The organism is Bacillus sp. Hm123 (genome assembly GCF_051842975.2).
In the GTDB taxonomy this organism is placed as follows: Bacteria; Bacillota; Bacilli; order Bacillales; family Domibacillaceae; genus Bacillus_CE.
Genome location: NZ_CM200277.1, coordinates 3,252,136 through 3,274,382, shown reverse-complemented (window position 1 = coordinate 3,274,382; position 22,247 = coordinate 3,252,136). Strand labels below are relative to the sequence as shown.

21 protein-coding genes are annotated in these 22,247 nt (G+C 39.5%); 18 read left to right on the top strand and 3 right to left on the bottom strand.

The genetic code is table 11. The features are described from left to right. Window positions 1–19 precede the first annotated feature (19 nt). From ACSVDJ_RS17155 to ACSVDJ_RS17110, 10 genes are all read left to right on the top strand, one after another. On the top strand, window positions 20–700 hold the full coding sequence (locus ACSVDJ_RS17155; protein ID WP_439167506.1) for a PIG-L deacetylase family protein: 681 nt from the start codon (window positions 20–22) through the stop codon (window positions 698–700). Window positions 701–723: 23 nt separating this feature from the next. After that, window positions 724–1,575, top strand: coding sequence for a formyltransferase family protein (locus tag ACSVDJ_RS17150; protein WP_439167505.1), 852 nt, complete (start codon window positions 724–726; stop codon window positions 1,573–1,575). Further along, entirely contained in the window at window positions 1,548–2,207 is a 660-nt protein-coding gene (locus ACSVDJ_RS17145) for a sugar transferase (protein ID WP_439167503.1), read from the top strand. The genes ACSVDJ_RS17150 and ACSVDJ_RS17145 overlap by 28 nt, the downstream gene beginning before the upstream one ends. After that, window positions 2,204–3,067: an NAD-dependent epimerase/dehydratase family protein gene (locus ACSVDJ_RS17140; protein ID WP_439167502.1), complete on the top strand. Its 864-nt coding sequence runs from the start codon at window positions 2,204–2,206 to the stop codon at window positions 3,065–3,067. Before ACSVDJ_RS17145 ends, ACSVDJ_RS17140 begins: the two co-directional genes overlap by 4 nt. Window positions 3,068–3,088: 21 nt before the next feature. Beyond that, entirely contained in the window at window positions 3,089–4,303 is a 1,215-nt protein-coding gene (locus ACSVDJ_RS17135; protein ID WP_439167500.1) for a glycosyltransferase family 4 protein, read from the top strand. A 230-nt stretch (window positions 4,304–4,533) separates the two neighbouring features. Then, on the top strand, window positions 4,534–5,400 hold the full coding sequence (locus tag ACSVDJ_RS17130) for an LCP family glycopolymer transferase (protein WP_439167923.1): 867 nt from the start codon (window positions 4,534–4,536) through the stop codon (window positions 5,398–5,400). Window positions 5,401–5,496: 96 nt separating this feature from the next. Then, window positions 5,497–6,267: a tyrosine-protein phosphatase gene (locus ACSVDJ_RS17125; protein ID WP_439167499.1), complete on the top strand. Its 771-nt coding sequence runs from the start codon at window positions 5,497–5,499 to the stop codon at window positions 6,265–6,267. Window positions 6,268–6,575: 308 nt separating this feature from the next. After that, window positions 6,576–8,171 (top strand): DcuS/MalK family sensor histidine kinase, encoded by a 1,596-nt coding sequence (gene dcuS / locus ACSVDJ_RS17120; protein ID WP_439167497.1) that lies wholly within the window; start codon window positions 6,576–6,578, stop codon window positions 8,169–8,171. Then, on the top strand, window positions 8,168–8,878 hold the full coding sequence (locus ACSVDJ_RS17115; RefSeq protein WP_439167494.1) for a response regulator: 711 nt from the start codon (window positions 8,168–8,170) through the stop codon (window positions 8,876–8,878). The genes dcuS and ACSVDJ_RS17115 overlap by 4 nt, the downstream gene beginning before the upstream one ends. 107 nt (window positions 8,879–8,985) lie before the next feature. Then, window positions 8,986–10,641, top strand: coding sequence for an SLC13 family permease (locus tag ACSVDJ_RS17110; RefSeq protein ID WP_439167492.1), 1,656 nt, complete (start codon window positions 8,986–8,988; stop codon window positions 10,639–10,641). A gap of 44 nt (window positions 10,642–10,685) precedes the next feature. On the opposite strand, the gene relB is transcribed toward ACSVDJ_RS17110, so the two are convergent. The 3 genes from relB to ptsP all read right to left on the bottom strand — a co-directional run bounded on the left by relB (window position 10,686) and on the right by ptsP (window position 13,096). Continuing rightward, the gene (relB, locus tag ACSVDJ_RS17105) at window positions 10,686–10,877 is read right to left on the bottom strand and encodes a type II toxin-antitoxin system RelB family anti-toxin (protein WP_439167491.1); all 192 of its coding nucleotides are present in this window, start codon (window positions 10,875–10,877) and stop codon (window positions 10,686–10,688) included. Between the two features lie 4 nt (window positions 10,878–10,881). Further along, window positions 10,882–11,202 (bottom strand): hypothetical protein, encoded by a 321-nt coding sequence (locus ACSVDJ_RS17100; RefSeq protein WP_439167489.1) that lies wholly within the window; start codon window positions 11,200–11,202, stop codon window positions 10,882–10,884. 178 nt (window positions 11,203–11,380) lie between these two features. Continuing rightward, the gene (gene ptsP, locus ACSVDJ_RS17095; protein ID WP_439167488.1) at window positions 11,381–13,096 is read right to left on the bottom strand and encodes a phosphoenolpyruvate--protein phosphotransferase; all 1,716 of its coding nucleotides are present in this window, start codon (window positions 13,094–13,096) and stop codon (window positions 11,381–11,383) included. Window positions 13,097–13,584: 488 nt separating this feature from the next. Between ptsP and ACSVDJ_RS17090 the strand changes: the two genes are divergently transcribed. The 8 genes from ACSVDJ_RS17090 (at window position 13,585) to ACSVDJ_RS17055 (ending at window position 22,244) form a co-directional block, all read left to right on the top strand. Beyond that, a complete protein-coding gene (locus tag ACSVDJ_RS17090; protein ID WP_439167487.1) occupies window positions 13,585–14,328 on the top strand; it encodes a YveK family protein in 744 nt (247 codons plus the stop codon). Next, window positions 14,321–15,022 carry a CpsD/CapB family tyrosine-protein kinase gene (locus ACSVDJ_RS17085; RefSeq protein ID WP_439167921.1) on the top strand — a complete coding sequence of 234 codons (702 nt, stop codon included), beginning with the start codon at window positions 14,321–14,323 and terminating at the stop codon, window positions 15,020–15,022. The genes ACSVDJ_RS17090 and ACSVDJ_RS17085 overlap by 8 nt, the downstream gene beginning before the upstream one ends. A gap of 438 nt (window positions 15,023–15,460) precedes the next feature. After that, a complete protein-coding gene (locus ACSVDJ_RS17080; RefSeq protein ID WP_439167486.1) occupies window positions 15,461–16,666 on the top strand; it encodes a glycosyltransferase family 4 protein in 1,206 nt (401 codons plus the stop codon). A gap of 1 nt (window position 16,667) precedes the next feature. After that, a complete protein-coding gene (locus tag ACSVDJ_RS17075) occupies window positions 16,668–17,753 on the top strand; it encodes a polysaccharide biosynthesis protein (protein WP_439167484.1) in 1,086 nt (361 codons plus the stop codon). Continuing rightward, window positions 17,686–18,795 carry a capsular polysaccharide biosynthesis protein CapF gene (locus tag ACSVDJ_RS17070; protein ID WP_439167482.1) on the top strand — a complete coding sequence of 370 codons (1,110 nt, stop codon included), beginning with the start codon at window positions 17,686–17,688 and terminating at the stop codon, window positions 18,793–18,795. Before ACSVDJ_RS17075 ends, ACSVDJ_RS17070 begins: the two co-directional genes overlap by 68 nt. A 2-nt stretch (window positions 18,796–18,797) precedes the next feature. After that, on the top strand, window positions 18,798–19,925 hold the full coding sequence (gene wecB / locus ACSVDJ_RS17065; protein ID WP_439167481.1) for a non-hydrolyzing UDP-N-acetylglucosamine 2-epimerase: 1,128 nt from the start codon (window positions 18,798–18,800) through the stop codon (window positions 19,923–19,925). 5 nt (window positions 19,926–19,930) lie between these two features. Beyond that, on the top strand, window positions 19,931–21,007 hold the full coding sequence (locus tag ACSVDJ_RS17060) for a glycosyltransferase (protein ID WP_439167480.1): 1,077 nt from the start codon (window positions 19,931–19,933) through the stop codon (window positions 21,005–21,007). Window positions 21,008–21,014: 7 nt separating this feature from the next. Next, window positions 21,015–22,244 carry a glycosyltransferase gene (locus tag ACSVDJ_RS17055; protein ID WP_439167479.1) on the top strand — a complete coding sequence of 410 codons (1,230 nt, stop codon included), beginning with the start codon at window positions 21,015–21,017 and terminating at the stop codon, window positions 22,242–22,244. Window positions 22,245–22,247: the final 3 nt, after the last annotated feature.

Below are 22,247 nucleotides of genomic sequence, written 5' to 3'. Positions count from 1 at the left end.
TATAAGCGAGGTAACTTTCATGAACTATTTAGTAGTTGTTGCTCACCCGGATGATGAAGTGTTAGGGGCGGGTGCAACGATGTATAAGCTAGCTCAGGAAGGTCATTCGGTAAACGTCTGTATTTTATCAGGGGAAGTGAATGCGAGAAATTACCGACCCACCACTGATGAATTGAATGAAGATGTGAACAACTCTATGAATTTATTAGGAGTTGAGCAAATTATTAAAGGTGATTTTTTAAACATTGAATTTAATATGGCTCCACATTTGAAATTAGTGCAATTTGTTGAACAAGCAATAATTGACACGGAAGCGGAAGTGATCTTTACTCATCACCCGGCAGATTTAAATAACGATCATTTGCATACATCGCTTGCTTGTCAAGCGGCGGTGAGGCTATTTCAAAGAAGAGATGATGTGAAATCTTTGAAGGAGCTACTGTTTATGGAGGTTCCGTCGTCAACAGAGTGGGGGATGAATAAAACATTAAATCAGTTTTCACCCAATACGTTTATTGAAGTGGGAGAAGCCAACGTAGACAAAAAATTAGAGGCTCTCGCACAATACCGCGGTGTGATGAGAGATTATCCTCACCCTAGAAGTAAAGAAGCAATTAAAGGACTGGCAGCTTACCGAGGGGCACAAGCGGGGATGGTTTACGCCGAAGCCTTTGAAAGTGTATTCCGGCGTGAATTTTAACCTATAAGGAATGGGGGATGAGAGTGAGAAAAAAAATAGCATTTGCCACTTGTGTTCAATTGGGGCTTAGTTGCATGGAAGAAATATATCGTATCGGCGGAAACCTAGACTTACTGATCACGCTGAAGGATGAGAAAGCGAAAAATAAGTCTGGTCGAATCTATCTGGATGATCTTGCTGCTGAACATCATACTCCACTGTTAAAAGTTGATCACATCAATGACCAAGAAGTGATTCAAGCACTCAAAGACTATCAAATTGATTGGTTATTTATTATTGGTTGGTCACAAATAGCAGGAAAAGAAGTGATACAAACTCCTGTACATGGCTGTATTGGTATGCATCCTACCCTATTACCGTTAGGCAGAGGTCGGGCTGCTATTCCGTGGGCGATTATTAAAGGATTAAAAGAAACAGGTGTAACGATGTTTAAGCTAGATGAAGGTGTGGATACTGGTGATATCATTGGTCAAGGTATCATTCCTCTTGAGGAGAATATCACAGCAACAGAGCTTTATAAACAAGTGGATCAGATGCATATTTCTCTTATTTCAAAGTATTGGAAGGATATCGTCCATAACGACATTACATTCACAAAACAAAATGAATCAGAAGCGACGGAGTGGCCAGGAAGAAAACCAGAAGACGGCGAGATTTTCAACAATATGACCATGGATGAAGCAGATAAATTAGTAAGAGCCGTCACACATCCATACCCCGGTGCTTTTTATTATAATGGAGATCACATTTTCCGAATATGGGCAGCTAAAACTAATCTAGATGAAGGGGAAATAAAACTAAGAGACGGATATTTAATTCTGATTGATTATGAAATAGAGGGATCGTCATGCAAAGTAAAAGATGGGAAAAATTGACGAAACGTTTCTTTGATATCGCTGTTTCTTTACTTGTACTGTTATTGTTTCTTCCTTTATGGATAGCAGTCGCTATTTTAATTAAAACGACTTCACCTGGTCCAATATTCTTCTTACAGGATCGTCCGGGACTCCATAAGAAAATCTTTGAAGTCTACAAATTTCGAACGATGAGACCGGGTTCAGAAAACATGGTGAAAGGTCAAGAGGTCATGAAGGATGATGATCGAGTCACGGCGGTTGGGAAGTTTCTTAGAAGAAGCAAAATGGATGAAATTCCACAATTGCTAAATGTATTAAAGGGAGAAATGAGTCTAGTTGGTCCAAGACCCGAGCGAGTAGCATCTCTTGTGGATTATACGGATGAAATTTCTAAACGACTGAATATGAACCCAGGGATGACAGGATTAGCGCAAGTAAGTGGTAATATTTATCTTTCTTTGGAGGATCGTTATAAGCTTGATGTTTACTATATAGAGAATTTTAGCTTGTGGCTTGATTGTAAGATTATTATGAGGACTATTGGTGTCATTTTATTTGGTGAAGATAGATACGTTAATAAATGCTTAGTTAATATTCATCAAGGAGCTAGAGAGGTAGCTACTTCTGAAGAGGAGAGTATTTCAAAATGAAAAAGATACTTATAACAGGAAGTAATAGTTATATAGGAACAGCCTTTAATGAATGGGCATCAGTATACCCTGATCAATATTCTGTTGATATGATCAGTTTGAGGGATGGGAGTTGGAGGGAACAGTCATTTGAAGGATATGATGTGGTGCTTCATACGGTTGGCATAGCACATGTTGATGCAAAACCAGAAATGGAACCTCTCTATTATAAAGTGAATCGAGATTTAACTATAGAAGCTGCACAAAAAGCCAAAAAAGATGGAGTGAAACAATTTGTATTTATGAGTAGCATTATCGTTTATGGTGAAAGTAGTGATATAAACATTCCGAGAATCATTGATGAAACAACGGTACCATCCCCTGCAAACTTTTATGGCGATAGCAAACTTCAAGCAGAAGAAGGGATTAAGCCTTTAAGGAGCGATGATTTCGACATTGCTATTATTAGACCTCCGATGATTTATGGTAAAGGTTCTAAAGGAAATTATCCTAAATTGGCTAAAGCAGCTCAGATCCTACCCATATTTCCTAACATTAACAATCAACGAAGTATGCTTCATATAGACAATCTTTGTGAGTTTATTCGCCTTATTATTAATAATGAAGAGAGCGACCTCTTTTTTCCTCAAAATTATGAGTACGTGAAGACCAGTGATCTTGTTCAACTTATCGCTGAAGCCCATCGTCGGCAGGTTAAATTGACTAAAGTATTTAACCCGATTTTAATTGCTATAGGTAGAAAAGTAAGAATTGTTAATAAGGTATTTGGTAATTTGATTTATGATCAGAGTTTGAGTGATTATAAAGAGGAATATAGAGTTAGAGATTTAAGAAGTTCGATTATATTAACGGAAAAATGATGAAGAAGGGTGGACGATGAATTGAAGAAACATATTTTGGTTATTTCTCAATATTTCTACCCTGAACAATTTCGAATCAATGATATTTGTACTGAGTGGGTGAAAAGAGGCTATAGAGTAACTGTTATAACAGGTATTCCTAACTATCCACAAGGAAAATATTTCAACGGGTACGGTCTATTTAAAAAGAGAACAGAAATATATAACGGTATTGAGATCGTTCGCATCCCGCTCATACCAAGGGGAGATACCCCATTGATGCTTTCACTAAACTATGTGTCCTTTGTAGTTTCAGGTTTTTTATGGAAAATTTTTACTAGGGTCAACGCGGACTATGTCTTTATATTTGAAGTTTCGCCAATGACACAAGCGTTACCAGGCGTATGGTATGCGAAGAAGAAAAAGATTCCATGCTATCTTTATGTACAAGATCTATGGCCAGAGAACTTCGAAATCTTATCAGGAATAAAAAATCAATTGATAGTAAACTTAATAGGCAGAATGGTTGATTATATTTACTCTCGCTCCACAAAAATCTTTACGACGTCAAATAGTTTCATCACTTCTATCGCCAATCGTGGAGTTTCACAGGAAAAAATATCGTACTGGCCTCAGTATGCAGAGGATTTCTATCTACCACTAGAAACAACTAGTGTTGCAGAAATTCCAAATGATGAGGCATTTAATATTATTTTTACAGGTAATATTGGTGTTTCTCAAGGGTTAGATATCCTCCCTAAGGTGGCTGTGTTATTAAAGGGATATAATTCACAAAGAAATATTCGATTTAATATTGTTGGTGATGGTAGATATAAAGGAACATTAATTGATTTAGTGAATTCCCACGATGTATCTGATATGTTTCATTTTATTCCAAAGCAGCCAGCAACCCGGATTCCTGAACTTCTAGCAGCTAGTGATGCAGCTTTTCTTTGTTTAACGGAAAGTCCATTGTTTTCAATGACTATCCCTGCCAAGCTTCAGTCCTATATGGCTTGTGGAATGCCTATCATTGCTTCAGCCCAAGGAGAAACTAATCAAATTATTCAAGCGGCTAACGCAGGTATCGTTAGCGAGGCTGGAAACGCTGAACAGCTTGCTAAAGCAATTGTTGAATTATTAAGTTGCCCAAAAGAACAATTAACTAAGATGGGGACAAATTCGAGAAACTATTATGATCGAAACTTTAATAAGCAAAAACTGTTAAATGAAATAGATACATATTTTGGAGTATAGCTTAAATAAAGAAAAGAATATTAGTATGATATGAATCGAATGAATGATCTTCATTCAAATATTTTGTTACAAGTTAGTATTGAAAAACCCCCTTCTTCTCTCCTTTCCATTTTCATGCTATTCTAAAGGATAGGTACGTACATTGATAAAGGAGAAAAACTTGGATGGAGAGAAGATCGAGGTCTAGAAAGAAGAAAAGTAAGAAAAGGCTTTTTCTCATTGTTTTGTTGGTGATATTGGCCATTGGAGGAGGAGCGATTTTTGCAGCGTATTCGGTAATCAACAATGCTTTAGATGGCATTGTTAATGAACATGCGCTAAAGAAATCTGAAAAACGTGAAAAAGAAGTTTCCTTGAAAAATAAAGAAGCATTTACCGTGTTACTGTTAGGAGTCGATGAGCGAGAAGGTGACCGAGGTCGATCAGATACGATGTTACTGATGTCCGTTAACGGCGAAGAAAATTCTGTGAAAATGCTCAGCATTCCGCGTGATACGCGTGTTGAAATTGTAGGCAAAGGAACTGAAGATAAAATCAATCACGCCTATGCTTTTGGCGGAGTTGATATGTCAGCAAAAACAGTGGAGCAGTTTCTTGATGTACCCGTTGATTACTATGTGGAAATCAATATGGATGGTTTTAAAGATTTAGTCGATGCTGTCGGTGGAATTGAAGTGGAAAACACATTTGCTTTTACTTATGATGGTGAAACATTCCCAAAAGGAACGATCACTTTAACGGGAGAAGAAGCATTGAAATATACACGTATGCGCTATGAAGATCCACAAGGTGATTTCGGTCGACAAGCTCGCCAACGCCAGGTGATTCAAGGCATTCTTGATAAAGGGGCTAGCATAACATCGGTGTTAAAATACAACGAAATTTTAGGTGCCCTGCAAAAGAACGTGCAAACGAATTTAACGGTAGACGAAATGATGAACATTCAAAAGAATTACGCTTCAGCTAGAAACAACATCCAACAAGAAACAATCGAAGGAACAGGCAAAAAAATGGGTGGTGTCTACTACCACCTAGTGTCTGATGAAGAAAAAGAGCGCGTTTCGGATATGCTGAAACAACATTTAGGCATTCAATAACATTAACGACACCTAGACAAAAACACACGGCCTATAAGCTGTGTGTTTTCTGTTTACTCTAAAAGTGATAAGCGAGTAAGGGAAGGAGAAAATGTCATGATCGATCTTCACTGTCATATATTACCTCGTTTAGACGATGGCGCTGAATCGAATGCGAGTAGTTTATCGATGGCTAAAATGGCCGAGAAGCAAGGAATCACGAAGATTGTTGCGACCCCACACCATAAAAATAGTATCTATGAAAATAAGAAAATTGATATTTTACTTCACGTTGCTAACTTAAATTATGAATTAAGGAATGCAGGGATAAATGTAGAGATTTTACCTGGACAAGAGATTCGAATGTATGGAGAATTCATTGAGGATTTCGAAAACGGTGAGCTACTTACTGTAGGCGGAAATTCCGAATATGTACTGATTGAGTTCCCTTCCGGCTATATTCCACAATACGCGGAAAAATTATTATTTGATCTCCAGATGAAAGGACTTCTTCCGATCATTGTTCATCCCGAGCGAAATCAAGAAATCCTTGAGCATCCTGATAAATTGTACAAGCTTGTCAAAAATGGCGCTTTAACGCAAGTAACTGCTTCCTCCTATATCGGTTATTTTGGAAAAAGAATTAGACGATTGACAGAACAACTCATCGAAGCCAACTTAGCTCATTTCATCGCATCTGATGCCCACAACACGACTACTCGCCCTTTCCATCTAGCAGAAGCATACGAGAGATTACAATTGCAGATGGGGGACGATTACCGTTTCTACTTTCAAGAAAATGCCGAAACTATTATAAGTGGTCAACATATTCATAAGGAGCCACCGACATATCTACACCTTAAAAAGAAGTTCCTTGGGCTTTTCTAGAGTTTTACTTTCTTGTTTTTGTAGGTGTTCCTCGTTTTGTCTTTGCAACAAAAGTCAGCCCTAATACAATGAAGCATTTTGTTATAGAACAGAATGCTTTTTTTGTATTCAACATTTTTCGGCTGAATCAAAGGCGTGTTTTTCGACTTGGCTGAGGATATCTTTTCCTTTTAAATAAGTAAAATAAGCGTCAAATCTTCTTTATAATTTTGAACAGTACGAGTGTTATACTATAGGGAAGTAAAAAGTAACAGTTTCTCATATTTTGAGGATAGAGTCAGTGGATTTGCTTAATGGAGGAAATGATTTTGAACATCAAGAAGAAATTGACGTTACGAGCGCTTATTGTCGGTCTCGTTGTAGTTGTTGTTGTGTTGGCGCTTGCTATTACGAATGGGTTAATCGCACATCAGACGGAGAAGAAAACGAGGGAGCAAATTGAGAAGACGGTAACGATGACATCGAGGTTATTGGCAGAGTCAACGGTCGTTAGTGAAGGGTTAGCGAATGAAGCGAAAGAGCAACAAATTCAACCATATGTGGAACATGTGCGGAAAGAGTTAAATGTAGATTTCATTACGGTGTTTGATCAACAAGGTATGCGTAAATCTCATCCAAACCCGGAAGAAATCGGTCAACCTTTTCAAGGGAATGATGTGCAAAAAGTATTAAATGGAGAAGAGGGCTTATCCATTGCTGAAGGGTCACTTGGCAAATCGCTGCGTTATTTTACCCCTGTTTTGGACCAAGAGGGGCATCAAATCGGGGCGGTAGCTGTTGGAATGACACTTGTTCATATACAGGAAGCCATTCATTCCGAACAACAAGTGATTTATGTTGGACTAGGAGCCGGCTTAATTGTCGGAGTTGGTGGGGCCTTATATCTCGGCCGTCGTGTGCGCAAGGTGATGTTCGGGCTAGAGCCGATGGAAATTGCTAGATTGCTTGAGGAGCGAGAGATATTGATTGAATCTACCCATGAAGGGATTGTGGCGGTAGATCGTCATGGCACGGTGACATTAATGAATGAAGCAGCGGTTCGTCTTCTTGAAAAAGCAGGTGTGACAGGGCCTTTCGTTGGGCAATCCGAACGAACGATGCTACCGAGGATGAATTTAGGGCAAACGGTAACTGATGGACAGGTCATTGTGGATGAAGAGGTGGAAGTGAACGATGTAATCTTCTTTGTGAACCGCTCTCCATTATATGTAGATGATCAAATTATCGGCGCAGTCGCAACGATCCGCGATAAAACTGAAATGAAGAAATTAGCGGAGAGATTAAGTGGGACGGAGATGTATGCGGAAGCGTTACGTGCGCAAACGCATGAATTTATGAATCGTTTGCACGTCATTTTAGGGATGGTTCATATGGAGAGATATGATGCGCTCCCTGCTTATATTGAAGAGTTGAATGTGCGTTATCAAGACAGCATCGGTTATTTATCACGGCGGATTCAAGACCCAGTAGTTGCCGGATTTCTACTAGCGAAAATGAGTTATTGTCATGAACAAGAGAAAGAATTAATGTTAACGGAAGATTCTTTCATGCCGAATGTTTCTAGCGCTTCGTTGACGCATGACTTAATTACGATTATCGGTAACTTAGTGGACAATGCATTGGAGGCAACGCCGAAGCAGGGGCGACCAGTGACGGTGTTTCTCGGGTATGAAGAAGAAGTACTCACAATTGAAGTGAAAGATCACGGAAAAGGGATGGATCATGTCGATGAGGCATTTAAAAAAGGCATGTCTGCAAAAGGAGAAGGACATGGCTTCGGGCTATATCTTGTGAAAGAAACGATTCAAGAGCTACAAGGGCAAATTTATGTGACATCTGAAAAAGGAAAAGGAACCATTATAGAAGTGAATGTTCCGGTTAGGAAGGAGAGTAGAGAGCGTTGATTCAAGTATTAATTGCAGAAGATGATCCGATGGTTGCGCAAATTAATCAACAGTATGTCGAGGCGATTCCGGGGTTTCACGTGCAAGCGATTGCTAATGCGCCGGAAGCGGCTCTACGAGAGGTACAGGCGCATCGTCCAGATTTAATTTTACTAGATATATATATGCCAGGGATGACAGGGCTGGAGTTGTTGAAGAACATTCGCCTATTGAATAAAAGCATTGATGTCATTGTGATTAGTGCAGCAAATGATATGGCAAGTGTTCGTAAAGCATTACAATACGGGGCGGTAGACTATTTAATGAAGCCATTCCAATTTGACCGTTTCCAGCAAGCCCTTCTTTCTTATCAACGACGACATGAGATGTATGTGCGTTCGGATGAAGTGAATCAAGGGGAGATTGACGAGCTCTTTTTTTCAAAAGAGAAGAAGGCGATTCGAAAAGTATTGCCGAAAGGGCTGACGAAAGAAACGTTAAAGCTTGTTTGGTTGTCAGTGGAAAAGTGGACAGAGGGCGATTTCTCAGCGGATGATATTTCCTTTCATTCAGGTGTATCACGAGTATCTGTTCGTAAATATTTATCTTTTTTGCAGGAGATCGGCGTGTTAGAAGAGCGAATTTCGTATGGATCGGTGGGTCGTCCGCAAACAAGATGTCGAATTTTGAAGCAAAAACGGAATCAAGTGCAATCGTATATAGAATGAAAGCGTTTGCTTTTTTTATTTTCAAAACTATTTTTTTGCTTATTTAATCTCTTTTTTTCTGTGGAATCCTTTACTCTTAAAGTAGATATTAAGAGGGGGGATTGCCGATGAATCAGTTAACAGCAACGGTTTGGCAAGAATGTTGGAATGCACATGATAAAATTAAACAACTTCTTTTTTTCTCGGCAAAAGAAGAAAGCAACGTAGTAGAGATGCAACATCATTCGTCTTCAACGAAGCAAGAAGAGCCGAATGAGCCGAATAAAAGACGGTCGATGACGAAAGTGCAATGGGGCGGTTTGTTCCTTGGACCATTATTATTTACATTGATTCAATTGTTTTTTTCACCAGAAGGATTAACGGTTGAAGCGAGAGCAGTTCTCGCAACAACGGTATGGGTTGCCGTTTGGTGGATTACAGAAGCGATTCCTATTCCGGTCGCATCGCTTTTGCCGGTGATTTTATTACCGATTACCGGAGCAGTGGATGGTAAAGTAACAACGGCTGCTTACGGTGATCCGATGGTCTTTTTATTCCTCGGTGGTTTTATGATTGCGATGGCGATGGAACGGTGGGATTTGCATCGTCGGATTGCGATTAATATTGTCGCAGTGATGGGGACTGATTCTAAACGAATCGTGCTAGGCTTTATGATTGCGACTGGGTTTTTATCGATGTGGGTATCGAATACGGCGGCTGTCATGATGATGGTGCCGATTGGAACAGCGATTACATATCAAGCAGCTCAAATTGTGAAACAATCAGGAAAACAGTCGATTGATATTAAAGGGTTTGAGAAAACAGTCATTTTCGGAATCGGCTTCTCAGGTACGATCGGTGGATTAGGGACGTTGATCGGAACACCACCCAACATTATTATGGCGGGCGCAATTGAAAGCTTTTACGGTGTGACAGTTTCATTCGCTGATTGGATGTTAATGGCGGCTCCTGTCGTGTTGATTTCGTTAATTTTTACTTGGTTTTATTTAGTGAATGTTGCCTTTCCAATTAAATTTAAAGAGTTACCAGGTGGTATAGAACTGATTCGTGAAGAAAAGAAGAAGTTAGGGGCAATGAGCTCAGAGGAGAAGCTTGTGCTTGCAGTCTTTTTGTTTGCTGCTTTCATGTGGGTGACGAGAACATTTTTATGGCAAAATGAAAACTTTATTGTGATTCCGGGAATTAGTGATACGATGATTGCTATTTTCGCCGCAGTATTACTATTCCTTTTACCTTCTAAACGAACAGGTGGAGCGTTGTTAGACTGGACGGTTTCACGCGATTTACCTTGGGGTGTTCTTTTGCTGTTTGGTGGTGGGTTAGCGATTGCTGCTGGATTTAAAGAGACGGGTCTTGCCACTTGGCTTGGTGATCAGTTGACGGTATTAGAGGCATTTCCGCTATTCCTTGTCATTGTATTCGTGACAGCTTTCGTGTTGTTCTTAACAGAAATTACATCAAACACTGCTACCGCTACGATGATTATGCCAGTTCTTGCGGCATTGGCGATGGCGATTGATGTTCATCCATTTGCTTTAATGATGGCTGCTTCGATGGCCGCGAACTGTGCGTTCATGCTACCAGTTGGTACACCGCCGAATGCGATCATTTTCGCCACAGGAAAAATTAAAATTAGCGAAATGATGCGAGCCGGCTTTTGGGTCAATATTATAGCGATTGTCCTCATCGTTGGCGCCATCTATATAGGCTTACCGCTCATTTTCGACGTGAACGTCAATGCTTTTCCGGTGGAGTTTAGATAAAGAGTAGACAGAGCATGTTTTAAACAAAACATGCTCTTGTCGTGTTATTCAGAAAAAAATAACGTATCTACGGTTACACCGAGAACTTTGGCTAAGCGGAAAGCTAATTCAAGCGTAGGGTCATATTTGTTATTTTCAATTGCATTAATAGTTTGTCTAGAAACGTTAGTATAATGGGCTAATTTCTCTTGTGAATATCCGAGTTCTTTCCTTAGAGTGCGAATATTATTTTGCATACGTTTAATGAGCGCTCATTTTTTTGTTGTTTATAAAAAAGAAGATGAAATAGCTGAAAAGGGCAATAAGTAAATATAAAAGTTCAGGGAAAACGAAAGGTACTTCATCTAAACGTTCATCATGCAAATGGAAAAAATCTATGAAGAAATTAGTTAAGAAAAATAAAATCAAAGCTGTCCAACTTTGTACGATCGCTTTTTGTTTAATGTGTTGTTTTCGCTCGTCATCATTTGATTGGAACATATACTCTTTTCTTCCGGTAAACCAGCTAATAATCAAAACCCATACTATTGGAACAAGCAAATAAATCACTAACATTTTCATCACACACCCTCCATATGTAAAAAGTTTTTTACATATTTGATTATAAAATTAGTGGGATATAATGTCAAATTATTTTGGCGTTTGCAGGTTTCTTTGATGTGACGAAGATCCACTTACTTTACTTATTTCAGCTCAGTAAAAAACAAAGGTACCACCTAAATAAAGGGTGGTACCTCGATCAAGATTGACTTTTAACAAACGCTACCACTTCTTCCGCTGTCGACATTGAAAGAATATGTTCAATATGTTCGCTCCAATCGACTGTAGAAAGCTGCAGGATTTGTGAGCGAGCCTTTAAGATCGAAGTCGCGCTCATTGAGAACTCATCCAAGCCTAATGCGAGCAGAATCGGAATCGCCAGTTCATCACCGGCCATCTCTCCACACATGCCGACCCATTTTCCTTCGTTGTGGGCAGCATCGATCACGTGTTTGATTAAGCGCAGAAGGGCCGGATGATAAGGTTGGTACAAATAGGATACGTTTTCGTTTAAGCGATCCGCTGCTAATGTGTATTGAATTAAATCATTCGTTCCGATTGAGAAGAAATCAACTTCTTTGGCGAATAGATCGGCCATGATAGCGGTGGAGGGAATTTCCACCATGATGCCGATATCTATTTGCTCCGCTACCTTGATGCCTTTAGCTTGCAGTTTTTCTTTTTCTTCTACTAAAATCGCCTTTGCTTGTCGCAGCTCGCTTAGTGTGGCGATCATCGGGAACATGATTTTCAAATGACCATATATGCTCGCTCGCAATAGTGCTCGCAATTGCGTTCTAAACATGTCTTGCATACTTAAAGAGAAGCGGATAGCGCAAAATCCTAAAAAGGGGTTTTTCTCTTTAGGAAGAGAGATATATGGTAGCTCCTTATCGCCGCCGATATCTAGTGTCCGAACGATCACAGGCTTTTCGTTCATGCGCTCTAATACCGTTTTATAAGCGTCAAATTGCTCTTCCACTGTCGGAAAGCTGTCCCGCCCCATGTATAAAAACTCAGTCCGATATAACCCGATGCCTTCCGCGCCGTTTTCGAGTGCGCCTTTCACGTCGGCTGGCGTCCCGATGTTGGCACCTAATTCGACTAGATGTCCGTCAGCAGATACAGTTTGCTCATGGACAAGCTGCGTCCATTCCGCTTTTTTGGCCTCGTAGGCTAATTTTTTTTCTTCATATTTTTTAATCATCTGAGCTGTTGGGTTTACGATAATTTTTCCGTCAATTCCATCAACAATCACGATGTCCTCATGCTGAATGCGTGCCGTACCTCTTTTCGTACCAACAACTGCTGGAAGCTCCATTGAACGAGCCATGATCGCAGAATGAGAAGTCCGACCACCATTATCCGTTATAAAGCCTTTGACAAATTGTCGATTTAATTGTGCAGTGGTGGAGGGAGGTAAGTCTTTCGCAACAATAATGACTTCTTCTGTAATGGTCTTTAAATCAGTAGAGTTTACGTGTAGCAGGTGAGCTAATACTCGTTTGGTGACATCATCAATATCGTCTGCTCGCTCCCTCATGTAGGCATCTTCCATCGATTCAAACAAGTCAACAAATGTGGAAGAGACTTCGTTTAAAGCAAATTCGGCATTGACTCGCTCGGAAGTAACTTTTTCTTTAATTGGCTGGATGAACTCTGGATCACTTAATAGGAGAAGCTGGGCGGCAAAAATCGCTGCTTGCTCTTCACCTAGTTGTTTACGAGTATGCTCTTTAATGATTTCTAAGTCCGACATCGCTGTAGCAATCGCTTGTTCAAAGCGCGCCACTTCAGCCAATGTATCGACTATTGCTACTTTTTCAATGATGAACTCTGGGGTTTCTAATCGGAATGCTTTGGCGATCGCGATGCCGCTTGATGCGGCAATGCCTGCCATTTCTTTTTCGCTCATGTTTTTGGCCCCCTCTATCGACTGTTTTCTCTTCCTTACAGTTTACCGCATAATCATACTCTTTCCATACAAACTTGTTTAAATCTGAAAAGAGGTGTACCCAAGTCTAATGATTTGGGTACACCTCTTTTCGTTAATCCTCGCTCAAAAAGCCAATCACTCGTAACAAATTAATAAACAAGTTAACGAAGTCTAAATGTGAATGTTCTCAACAAAGAACTCATCAAATTCGGCGTTTCTGCTTCAAATGTATATTGTGACATTGAATCTTCTCCTTTTTTATTCACATACAAGTGGATAATTAGGGAAAGTTTCATCATTTTGAATGTCGTTCTTTATAACGAATAAATGAGCCGATCTACCTATTATTTAATCCTAGTGATTATGATATACTCCTCTTATAAAGTTGTTCTAAATAAAGAACAAAAATATTCTTTTGAATGAACGGCGCTGAGAGGAAAATCAAAAATTTGGGGGCAGGCGAAAGTATGGGGGAAACAATTAGTTTACGTGAATTGACCAATATTATTTGGAAGCGTGTGAAGTTAATTTTAAGCATTACTATATTGTTTACTTTGTTGAGTGGTGTGATTAGTTATTTTATTTTAACGCCTATGTATGAAACGTCTACGCAATTGCTCGTCAATCAAGCAAAAACGGAACAGCAGTTGTACGACTCAACAGCTGTACAAACAAATTTGCAATTAATTAATACTTATAATGACATCATTAAAAGCCCCGCGATTTTAGACAAGGTGATAGCAAATTTAAAGCTCAATGTAAAAGTTGCTGAATTAAATCAGCGAATTGCTGTCCAAAATGAAACCTATTCGCAAGTGGTGAATATTACGGTTCAAGACCAGGACCCTGAAAGAGCAACGATGATAGCGAATGAAGTGGCTACTGTGTTTCAAAAAGAAATTATAAAAATTATGAATGTCGACAATGTCAGTATTTTAGCAAAAGCGGAAGGGTCAAAGGAGATGGCCCCTGTGAAGCCGCAGCCGCTATTAAATATTGCGATTGGTTTTGTTATTGGCTTCATGATCAGTGTGGCATTAGCTTTCTTACTTGAATATTTAGATCAAACGATCAAATCTGAACAAGATGTAGAACAAGTCCTTAGTCTACCAGTCATTGGCATGATTTCCGAGATTGCAACAACTAAGGGACAAATGAAGAACCTTCGTGCAAAAAACAAGCTAGTAAGAGGTGAATCCATTGATTTTTAACAAACGAAAAAAAAGTGACCTTGATGTCATCCGACGTAAATTAGTGACGTTGTTAAATCCTAAATCACCTATTTCCGAGCAATATCGTACGATTCGTACCAATATTACTTTTTCCTCTGTCGGTCAAGAAATTCGTTCGTTAATGGTGACATCCCCAAGTCCAGGAGAAGGAAAATCTACAACAGCAGCCAATCTAGCTATCGTCTTTGCTCAGCAAGGGAAAAAGGTGTTATTAGTGGATGCTGATTTGCGAAAGCCAACGATGCATCACACGTTCAACATAGTGAATAATGTGGGTTTAACGAACGTTTTAACGAAGCAAAAAGCATTATCTGCTGCTATGCAACCATCACAGCTTGATCAGTTACATATTTTATGTTCTGGCCCCATTCCACCCAATCCAGCCGAATTATTAGGATCTTATATGATGGCAGAGTTTATGCAAGAAGCTTACCAACAATATGAAGTGGTTATATTTGACACTCCTCCAGTGTTATTAGTGACAGATGCACAAGTGGTAGCGAACCAATGTGATGCCTCTATTCTCGTTGTGAGCAGTGGACAAACAAACGCAGATACAGCGATGAAAGCAAAGGAAGTATTGCAATCAGCCCAATCGAAATTACTTGGTGTCGTGCTAAATAATATGAGCAGCAAGAAAGTTGGCTACGACTATTATTACAACAAAAAGTAGAGCGGGATACATGTTTATGAAAAGAGGATTTTCGTTAAACATTCTTTAAAAGACAAGCAGTAACTGGTAATGTCTCCTCACCATTATCAATGGAGGCACTCGGTTATACTGTGGGCGAGTATGAATCCTCGCCTTAGACGCAAGTCGTCGGTAGTATAGCGTGAGGTCGGGTTAGATGCCCATTTTTTGAATGTTTTTTCATGTCTGAGCAAGCACCTTCCGCTTTTCGAGTGTCCAGCTCCGCCTCCTAGACACTCGAGTCAAATACCAGCCTGACTGCATGGCTGAAGAACGCCATTCCGTCATTCTGTCATTTGCTTTTCGTGTCTGAGCAGTCGGCTCCGCTTTTCGATCAAAACTATTAATAAAAGCTCATTTTTGTGCGTTTTTATTAGTAGTTTTTTTATGTGATTTTAGTTGAGGGAAGAGGGTGATGGGGTGAATGTGTTGTTTTTGACGTTGTCGAGTATGGAGAGTGTGAGTGAGAGGGGGATTTACACGGATCTTGTTCGAGAGCTTGCTTATAGAGGGATCCATATGTATGTGGTGACTCCGCGGGAGAAAAGAAAGAATTTGCCGACAGAGTTAGTGAGAGAAGATTATATTTATCTATTAAAAGTAAAAACTGGGAATATCACAAAAACGAATGTGATCGAAAAAGGGTTGTCTACTTTAAGTATAGAGAGGAAATATCTTCAAGCGATTCAAGAGCATTTTGGGAACGTTGATTTTGATTTAGTGATGTATTCAACTCCGCCAATTACGTTTGAAAAGGTGGTGCGATATTTTAAGGAGCATCATCAAAGCAAGACGTATTTACTATTGAAAGATATTTTTCCTCAAAATGCGGTTGATATTGAGTTAATGCAAAAAGGCGGGTTAATGTGGAGATATTTTAGAAATAAAGAAAAAAAGCTGTATGAGCTGTCGGATCACATTGGCTGCATGTCGCCAGCGAATGTCGACTATATTGCGAGGCATAACGAGATCGATGAGAAAAAGTTAGAGATTTTCCCTAATTGTATTGATCCAATCAACAGAATCACAAGGAAAACAAAAGAGAACCATCTGTTGGAAAAATATCAAATTCCTCCACATTCCACTTTATTTATTTATGGAGGGAATTTAGGTAAGCCACAAGGAATCAACTTTTTATTAGAGGTCGTTGCTCAATTTGATGCTGGTCACTTACTAATTATCGGCTCTGGAACGGAATATGAAAAGGTGCGCTCTACGCTTCAAGTACTCAATAACAAACATGTCACGTTGTTGCCTTATCTCCCAAAAGAGGAATACGATCAATTGTTACAAATCGCGGATGTTGGTTTGATTTTTTTAGACAACAGGTTTACGATTCCAAACTTTCCGTCACGGCTGTTGTCTTATATGGAATACTCGCTTCCGGTGTTAGCGGCGACGGATCGACAGACAGATTTAAAGGATGTACTGGAAGAATCCAACAGTGGCTTTTGGTGTGAAAGTGGTGATCTCAATAGCTTTATGATGTATGCCGTAAAACTTGCGATGAATAAACGATTGCGAGAAGAAATGGGCGATAACGGAAGGATATATTTGGAGCAGCATTATGATGTGAGGAAAGTAGCAGATATTTTGTTAAAGCATGTATTAGCGGGGGTGAGATGAAGTGTTTAAAGACAAAACATTAATGATTACTGGTGGCACGGGTTCGTTCGGTCATGCGGTGATGGAACGGTTTTTAGATTCGGATATTGAAGAAATTCGCATTTTTTCTCGCGATGAGAAAAAACAGGATGATATGAGAAAACGTTATAAAAATGACAAGCTCAAATTTTATATAGGGGATGTGCGTGACTTAGCTAGTGTGAAAAATGCGATGCATGGTGTCCACTTTGTTTTTCATGCAGCAGCTCTAAAGCAAGTACCTTCCTGTGAGTTCTTTCCGCTTGAAGCAGTGAAAACAAATATTATCGGAACGGAAAATGTGCTAACAGCTGCAATCGAATATGGGGTTGAGAAAGTGATTTGTTTATCGACGGATAAAGCCGCTTATCCGATTAATGCAATGGGAATTTCCAAAGCGATGATGGAAAAGGTGTTTGTGGCTAAAGCGAAAACAATTTCTCCAGAGCGAACGTTAATTTGTGGGACGAGATACGGCAATGTGATGGCTTCTCGCGGTTCCGTCATTCCGTTATTTGTTGAGCAAATTAAAAGTGGGAAGCCATTGACCGTTACCGACCCAAATATGACGAGGTTTTTAATGAGTTTAGAGGAAGCTGTGGAACTGGTTGTGTTTGCCTTTCATCAGGCGAAAGCGGGAGATATTATGGTGCAAAAATCGCCAGCCAGTACAGTCGGCGACTTAGCTCAAGCACTTAAAGAATTATTTAACGCAGACAATGAAATTCAAGTCATCGGTACTCGCCACGGCGAAAAGCTATACGAAACGCTTCTAACGAGAGAAGAGCATGTCGTAGCGAATGATCTAGAAGGATTCTTTCGAGTACCCGCTGATCAGCGAGATCTCAATTATGATAAGTACTTTGCCAAAGGAAACCAAATGCTCATGATCGCAGAAGAATATAACTCTCATAATACAGAGCGGTTAACTATCGAACAAGTGAAACAGAAGTTGCTGACGCTAGAGTTTATCCAAGAAGAATTGAAAGGCTGGGGAAATCATGAAGATACTAGTAACGGGAGCAAACGGATTTATTGGCAAGAACTTAGTGGCGGAGTTGAAAAATAACGGCTATACCGACATTTTCGAATATACGCGTGAAACAGACCCTGCTCTTTTAGACGAATATACTAAGGAATGTGAGTTTGTTTTTCATTTGGCAGGGGTCAATCGACCGCAAGATGACAAAGAGTTCATGGAAGGGAATTTCATGTTCACAGTTAAATTATTAGAGTCTTTAAAAAGTAATAGTAACCCTGCGCCTGTCCTTTTTACTTCATCGATCCAAGCGGAAAAAGACAATCCATATGGTCAAAGTAAGAGGGCGGCAGAAGCGCTTATTTTCGCTCACGGTGACGAAATGAATAGTCCATTTCACATTTACCGCTTGCCTAACCTTTTTGGAAAATGGTGCAAGCCAAATTACAATAGCGTCGTTGCTACTTTTTGTCATAATATTGCTAGAGATTTAGAGATTCAAGTGAATGATCCTAGTACAGAGCTGACGTTATGCTACATAGATGATGTGTTGGTCGAATTTTTACGAGCATTAGAAGGTAAGGCAACGAGAGAGGAGACTTTCTGTTATGTACCTGTCAGCTATCAAGTTACGCTTGGCGAGCTTGCTGACAAGCTTTATGCCTTTAAGAGAAATAGAGAAACACTAGTGATGCCTTCATTGAAAAGTGATTTCGACCGAGCGCTATATGCCACATTTTTATCGTATTTAGAAGAAGATAATTTCTCTTATAAGCTAAAGAAAAATGTCGATCAACGCGGCTGGCTCGCGGAATTTCTGAAAACAGACAGCATGGGACAAATCTTTATTTCAAAGACGAAGCCAGGAATCACAAGAGGAAATCATTGGCATCATACGAAGGTAGAGAAATTCCTTGTCATTCAAGGGGAAGCGCTCATCAAGTTTCGCAAAATTGATACGGATGAAGTGATCAAATACAAAGTGGATGGCGAGGTTCCAGAGGTCGTTGATATTCCAGCCGGCTACACGCATTCGATTGAAAATGTCGGTGACGATGAAGTGATTACGCTATTTTGGGCTTGTGAAATTTTCAATCCTGAACAGCCAGATACGTACTATTTGGAGGTATAGATATGACGAAAATGAAAGTGATGACGATCGTCGGTACAAGGCCGGAAATCATTCGCTTATCAGAAACGATGAAAGCGTGCGACCGCTATTTTGATCATATTCTCGTTCATACAGGACAAAACTGGGATTATACATTAAATCAAGTGTTCTTTGAAGAGCTCGGCTTGCGTGAGCCTGACTATTATTTAGACGCAGTCGGTGAACACCTTGGAGATACAATGGGCAAGATTATCGCTAAATCGTATGAAGTATTGGCAAAAGAACAGCCAGATGCTTTGCTCATTCTTGGAGATACGAACAGCTGTCTGTCGGCTGTTGCAGCGAAAAGACTGAAAATCCCGATTTTTCATATGGAAGCAGGCAATCGCTGCTTTGATCAAAATGTACCAGAAGAAATTAACCGCAAAATTGTCGACCACGTATCCGATGTCAACCTTCCCTATACGGAACATAGTCGCAGGTACTTGTTGTCAGAGGGCATTCGCAAAGAACATATCTTTGTGACGGGATCACCGATGACTGAAGTGTTACACGAACATATGGCGAGCATTACCGACAGCCCAGTGCTAGACCATTTGAAGCTAGAAGCAGGACAATACATTTTGATCTCAGCCCATCGCGAAGAAAATATTGATCACGAAGAGCACTTTTTATCGTTGATGAATGCAATCAACCATATCGCTGAAAAGTATCAGTTGCCGATTATTTATTCCACTCATCCGCGCAGTTGGAAAAAAATTGAGGAGCGAGGATTCCACTTTCATCCACTCGTCCGTCAATTGCGCCCATTTGGATTTTTTGACTACAACCAGCTACAGCTACATGCATTTGCGGTGTTATCTGATAGTGGCACGTTATCCGAAGAATCTGCCATTCTTGGATTTCCAGGCGTCTTAATTCGCACCTCCACCGAACGTCCAGAAGTATTAGATAAAGGAACGGTCGTGATCGGTGGCATTACCGAGAAAGAAATCATCCAAGCAGTTGAGCTAAGTCGCGCGATGAGAGAGAACAACGAAAAGACATATGTGGCCAATGATTACCACGATGAGAACGTGTCTGTGAAGGTTGTGAAGATTATTCAGAGTTATACGGGGATGATTAATCGGGATGTTTGGGGGAAGGTGTGAGACCAATGCGTATTATGGTCTTTAATGTTGCAGCTGAACACGGGGGAGCCTTGTCTGTATTAAATGATTTTTATCATGAAGTGCTAGATAGGAACGATACAAATATTCAGTGGATATTTGTACTTAGTACAGCAACATTACAAGAAACAGATCGTATCAAGGTGCTGCGATTTCCATGGGTTAAGAAAAGCTGGGGGCATCGTTTTTATTTTGACCAAGTCATCGCCCCTCAACTCGTGAAGCGATATCAAGCTGATAAAGTATTTTCTTTGCAAAATGTGATAGTACCCCGAGTGAAATGTGAGCAAATTCTTTATGTGCATCAATCTTTACCGTTTGTTGATTACAAATTTTCTTTTCGAGACAATCGATTATTTTGGGTGTATCAAAATATTATCGGTAGAAGCATCATTCAATCGATCAAGAAAGCTAAACGTGCCATCGTGCAAACAGAGTGGATGAAGCAAGCTTGTATCGAGAAAACTCAAGTTGAAAGCAGCAAGATTAAAGTGATCCCGCCCAACATTAATATAGCGGTCAACGGTTACTTTGAGCCAAATGAACGGTCCTTAACAACTTTTTTCTATCCAGCTAATGCGATGGAGTATAAAAATCATCAGCTAATTATTGATGCTGCACGAGAATTAAAGCGTGTCACTAATCAAGATTACGAGATTATATTCACTTTAAATGGAAATGAAAACGAACATGTAGCTAATCTCTATAGGCAAGTACAAGAAGAACAGCTTCCTATTCGCTTTGAAGGAGCGAAAACGAGAAAGGAAGTATTTGATCTGTATACGAAATCGATCTTGCTGTTTCCTTCTTATATTGAAACCTTTGGCTTGCCGTTGTTAGAAGCGCGCTTGCATAAGGGGATTGTATTGGCATCTAATACGAGTTTTTCCCAAGAAATACTTAAAGGTTACGAAAATGGGAAATTTTTCGATCCATTTAACCCAATGGAACTATGTTTGTTAATGAAGCAATATCTTCAAGCAGAAATAGGATATAAGCCTATGCTTGAGGTTCAACAGCAAAAAACGGAAGAAAACCTGTTAACAAAAACTTTAATCTCGTAGGTGTGACATGAATATATTATATTTTGGAAGTCTTTGTGACAAGAAATGGTTTAATCAAGTATGTCATAACAACGGTACACCTTCACAAGTTGCACAGTTCATGTTTGAAAAAGCTTTAGTCGATGGCTTTTCAGCAAAAGAAAAGATAGAAATGGAACTACATTACTTATACCAAGAACCGTATTATCCAAAAGGGAAGTCCCTAATGTTTAAAAGAAAAACAAAGCCATTAAACCAAAAATATATGGTTAAATATGTATCTAATTTGAACTTGCCATTAGCCAAAGAAGTCTACGCTTTTTTTCAAGGAATGATCCGTACGTTCACTTGGGGGATAAAACATCGTAACAGTAAGCAAAAGGTGATTTTGACACCCTTTAATTATACACCCCTATCTTTAGGAATATTTGTAGCTTCGAAACTATTGCGTATTAAGCGAGTGAATATTTTTACCGATCTATCAAGTGATATATTGACCTCGAAAAGGCAACAAAACATGCCATGGTTCAAAAAAATGGTATTGCCTTTTTATATGAAACTAGTGAACTTTGTTGAACATCAATATGATGGTTATGTTTTATTTACTGAGCCGATGAATCAAAAAGTGAATCCTAAAAACAAACCTTTCATCGTGATGGAAGGTATTTTTAATAATGATTTGGATTTATCGGAAGTTCCTAAGCAGAAGGCTGTTATGTATGCGGGCACGCTCGCTTTTGAATATGGAGTGAAGAATATTCTAGATGCATTTGAACAAATGGAAGATGAGGATTTAGAGCTTTGGCTGTTTGGCGATGGAGATATGAGAGAGTATATTGAACAGCTGGCAATAAGAGATAAAAGAGTGAAATTTTTTGGCTTTAAGCCGCGCTCTGAAGTGTTTGAGTATGAAAAGCGGGCGACCTTATTAATTAACGCACGAAATCCTGAGGATGAATACACTATGTATTCATTTCCTTCCAAAACGTTTGAGTATATGGTTTCTGGGACACCGTTTATGACAACAAATCTCAAATGTATTCCACAAGAGTATCACGACTATTTATATATCATTGATCCTGCAGAAAGTTTAAATGATCAAATGCACGCCATTCTTAATAAACCGAAAAGTGAGTTGAGGATGAAAGGAGAAGGGGCTAGACAGTTTGTTTTAGGGAATAAAACCAGTGTAATTCAAACTTCTACCATTATTCAGTTAATACAACAAGAAGTTACGGGTGGAAAATTAATGAGGTGAGGA

Bases quoted from the DNA above. Each gene is read 5' to 3' on its own strand.
- ACSVDJ_RS17155 (WP_439167506.1), top strand. From the start codon at position 20: ATGAACTATTTAGTAGTTGTTGCTCACCCGGATGATGAAGTGTTAGGG.
- ACSVDJ_RS17145 (WP_439167503.1), top strand. From the start codon at position 1,548: ATGCAAAGTAAAAGATGGGAAAAATTGACGAAACGTTTCTTTGATATC.
- ACSVDJ_RS17140 (WP_439167502.1), top strand. From the start codon at position 2,204: ATGAAAAAGATACTTATAACAGGAAGTAATAGTTATATAGGAACAGCC.
- ACSVDJ_RS17125 (WP_439167499.1), top strand. From the start codon at position 5,497: ATGATCGATCTTCACTGTCATATATTACCTCGTTTAGACGATGGCGCT.
- ACSVDJ_RS17110 (WP_439167492.1), top strand. From the start codon at position 8,986: ATGAATCAGTTAACAGCAACGGTTTGGCAAGAATGTTGGAATGCACAT.
- relB (WP_439167491.1), bottom strand. From the start codon at position 10,877: ATGCAAAATAATATTCGCACTCTAAGGAAAGAACTCGGATATTCACAA.
- ACSVDJ_RS17100 (WP_439167489.1), bottom strand. From the start codon at position 11,202: ATGAAAATGTTAGTGATTTATTTGCTTGTTCCAATAGTATGGGTTTTG.
- ptsP (WP_439167488.1), bottom strand. From the start codon at position 13,096: ATGAGCGAAAAAGAAATGGCAGGCATTGCCGCATCAAGCGGCATCGCG.
- ACSVDJ_RS17090 (WP_439167487.1), top strand. From the start codon at position 13,585: ATGGGGGAAACAATTAGTTTACGTGAATTGACCAATATTATTTGGAAG.
- ACSVDJ_RS17070 (WP_439167482.1), top strand. From the start codon at position 17,686: ATGAAGATACTAGTAACGGGAGCAAACGGATTTATTGGCAAGAACTTA.
- wecB (WP_439167481.1), top strand. From the start codon at position 18,798: ATGACGAAAATGAAAGTGATGACGATCGTCGGTACAAGGCCGGAAATC.
- ACSVDJ_RS17060 (WP_439167480.1), top strand. From the start codon at position 19,931: ATGCGTATTATGGTCTTTAATGTTGCAGCTGAACACGGGGGAGCCTTG.
- ACSVDJ_RS17055 (WP_439167479.1), top strand. From the start codon at position 21,015: ATGAATATATTATATTTTGGAAGTCTTTGTGACAAGAAATGGTTTAAT.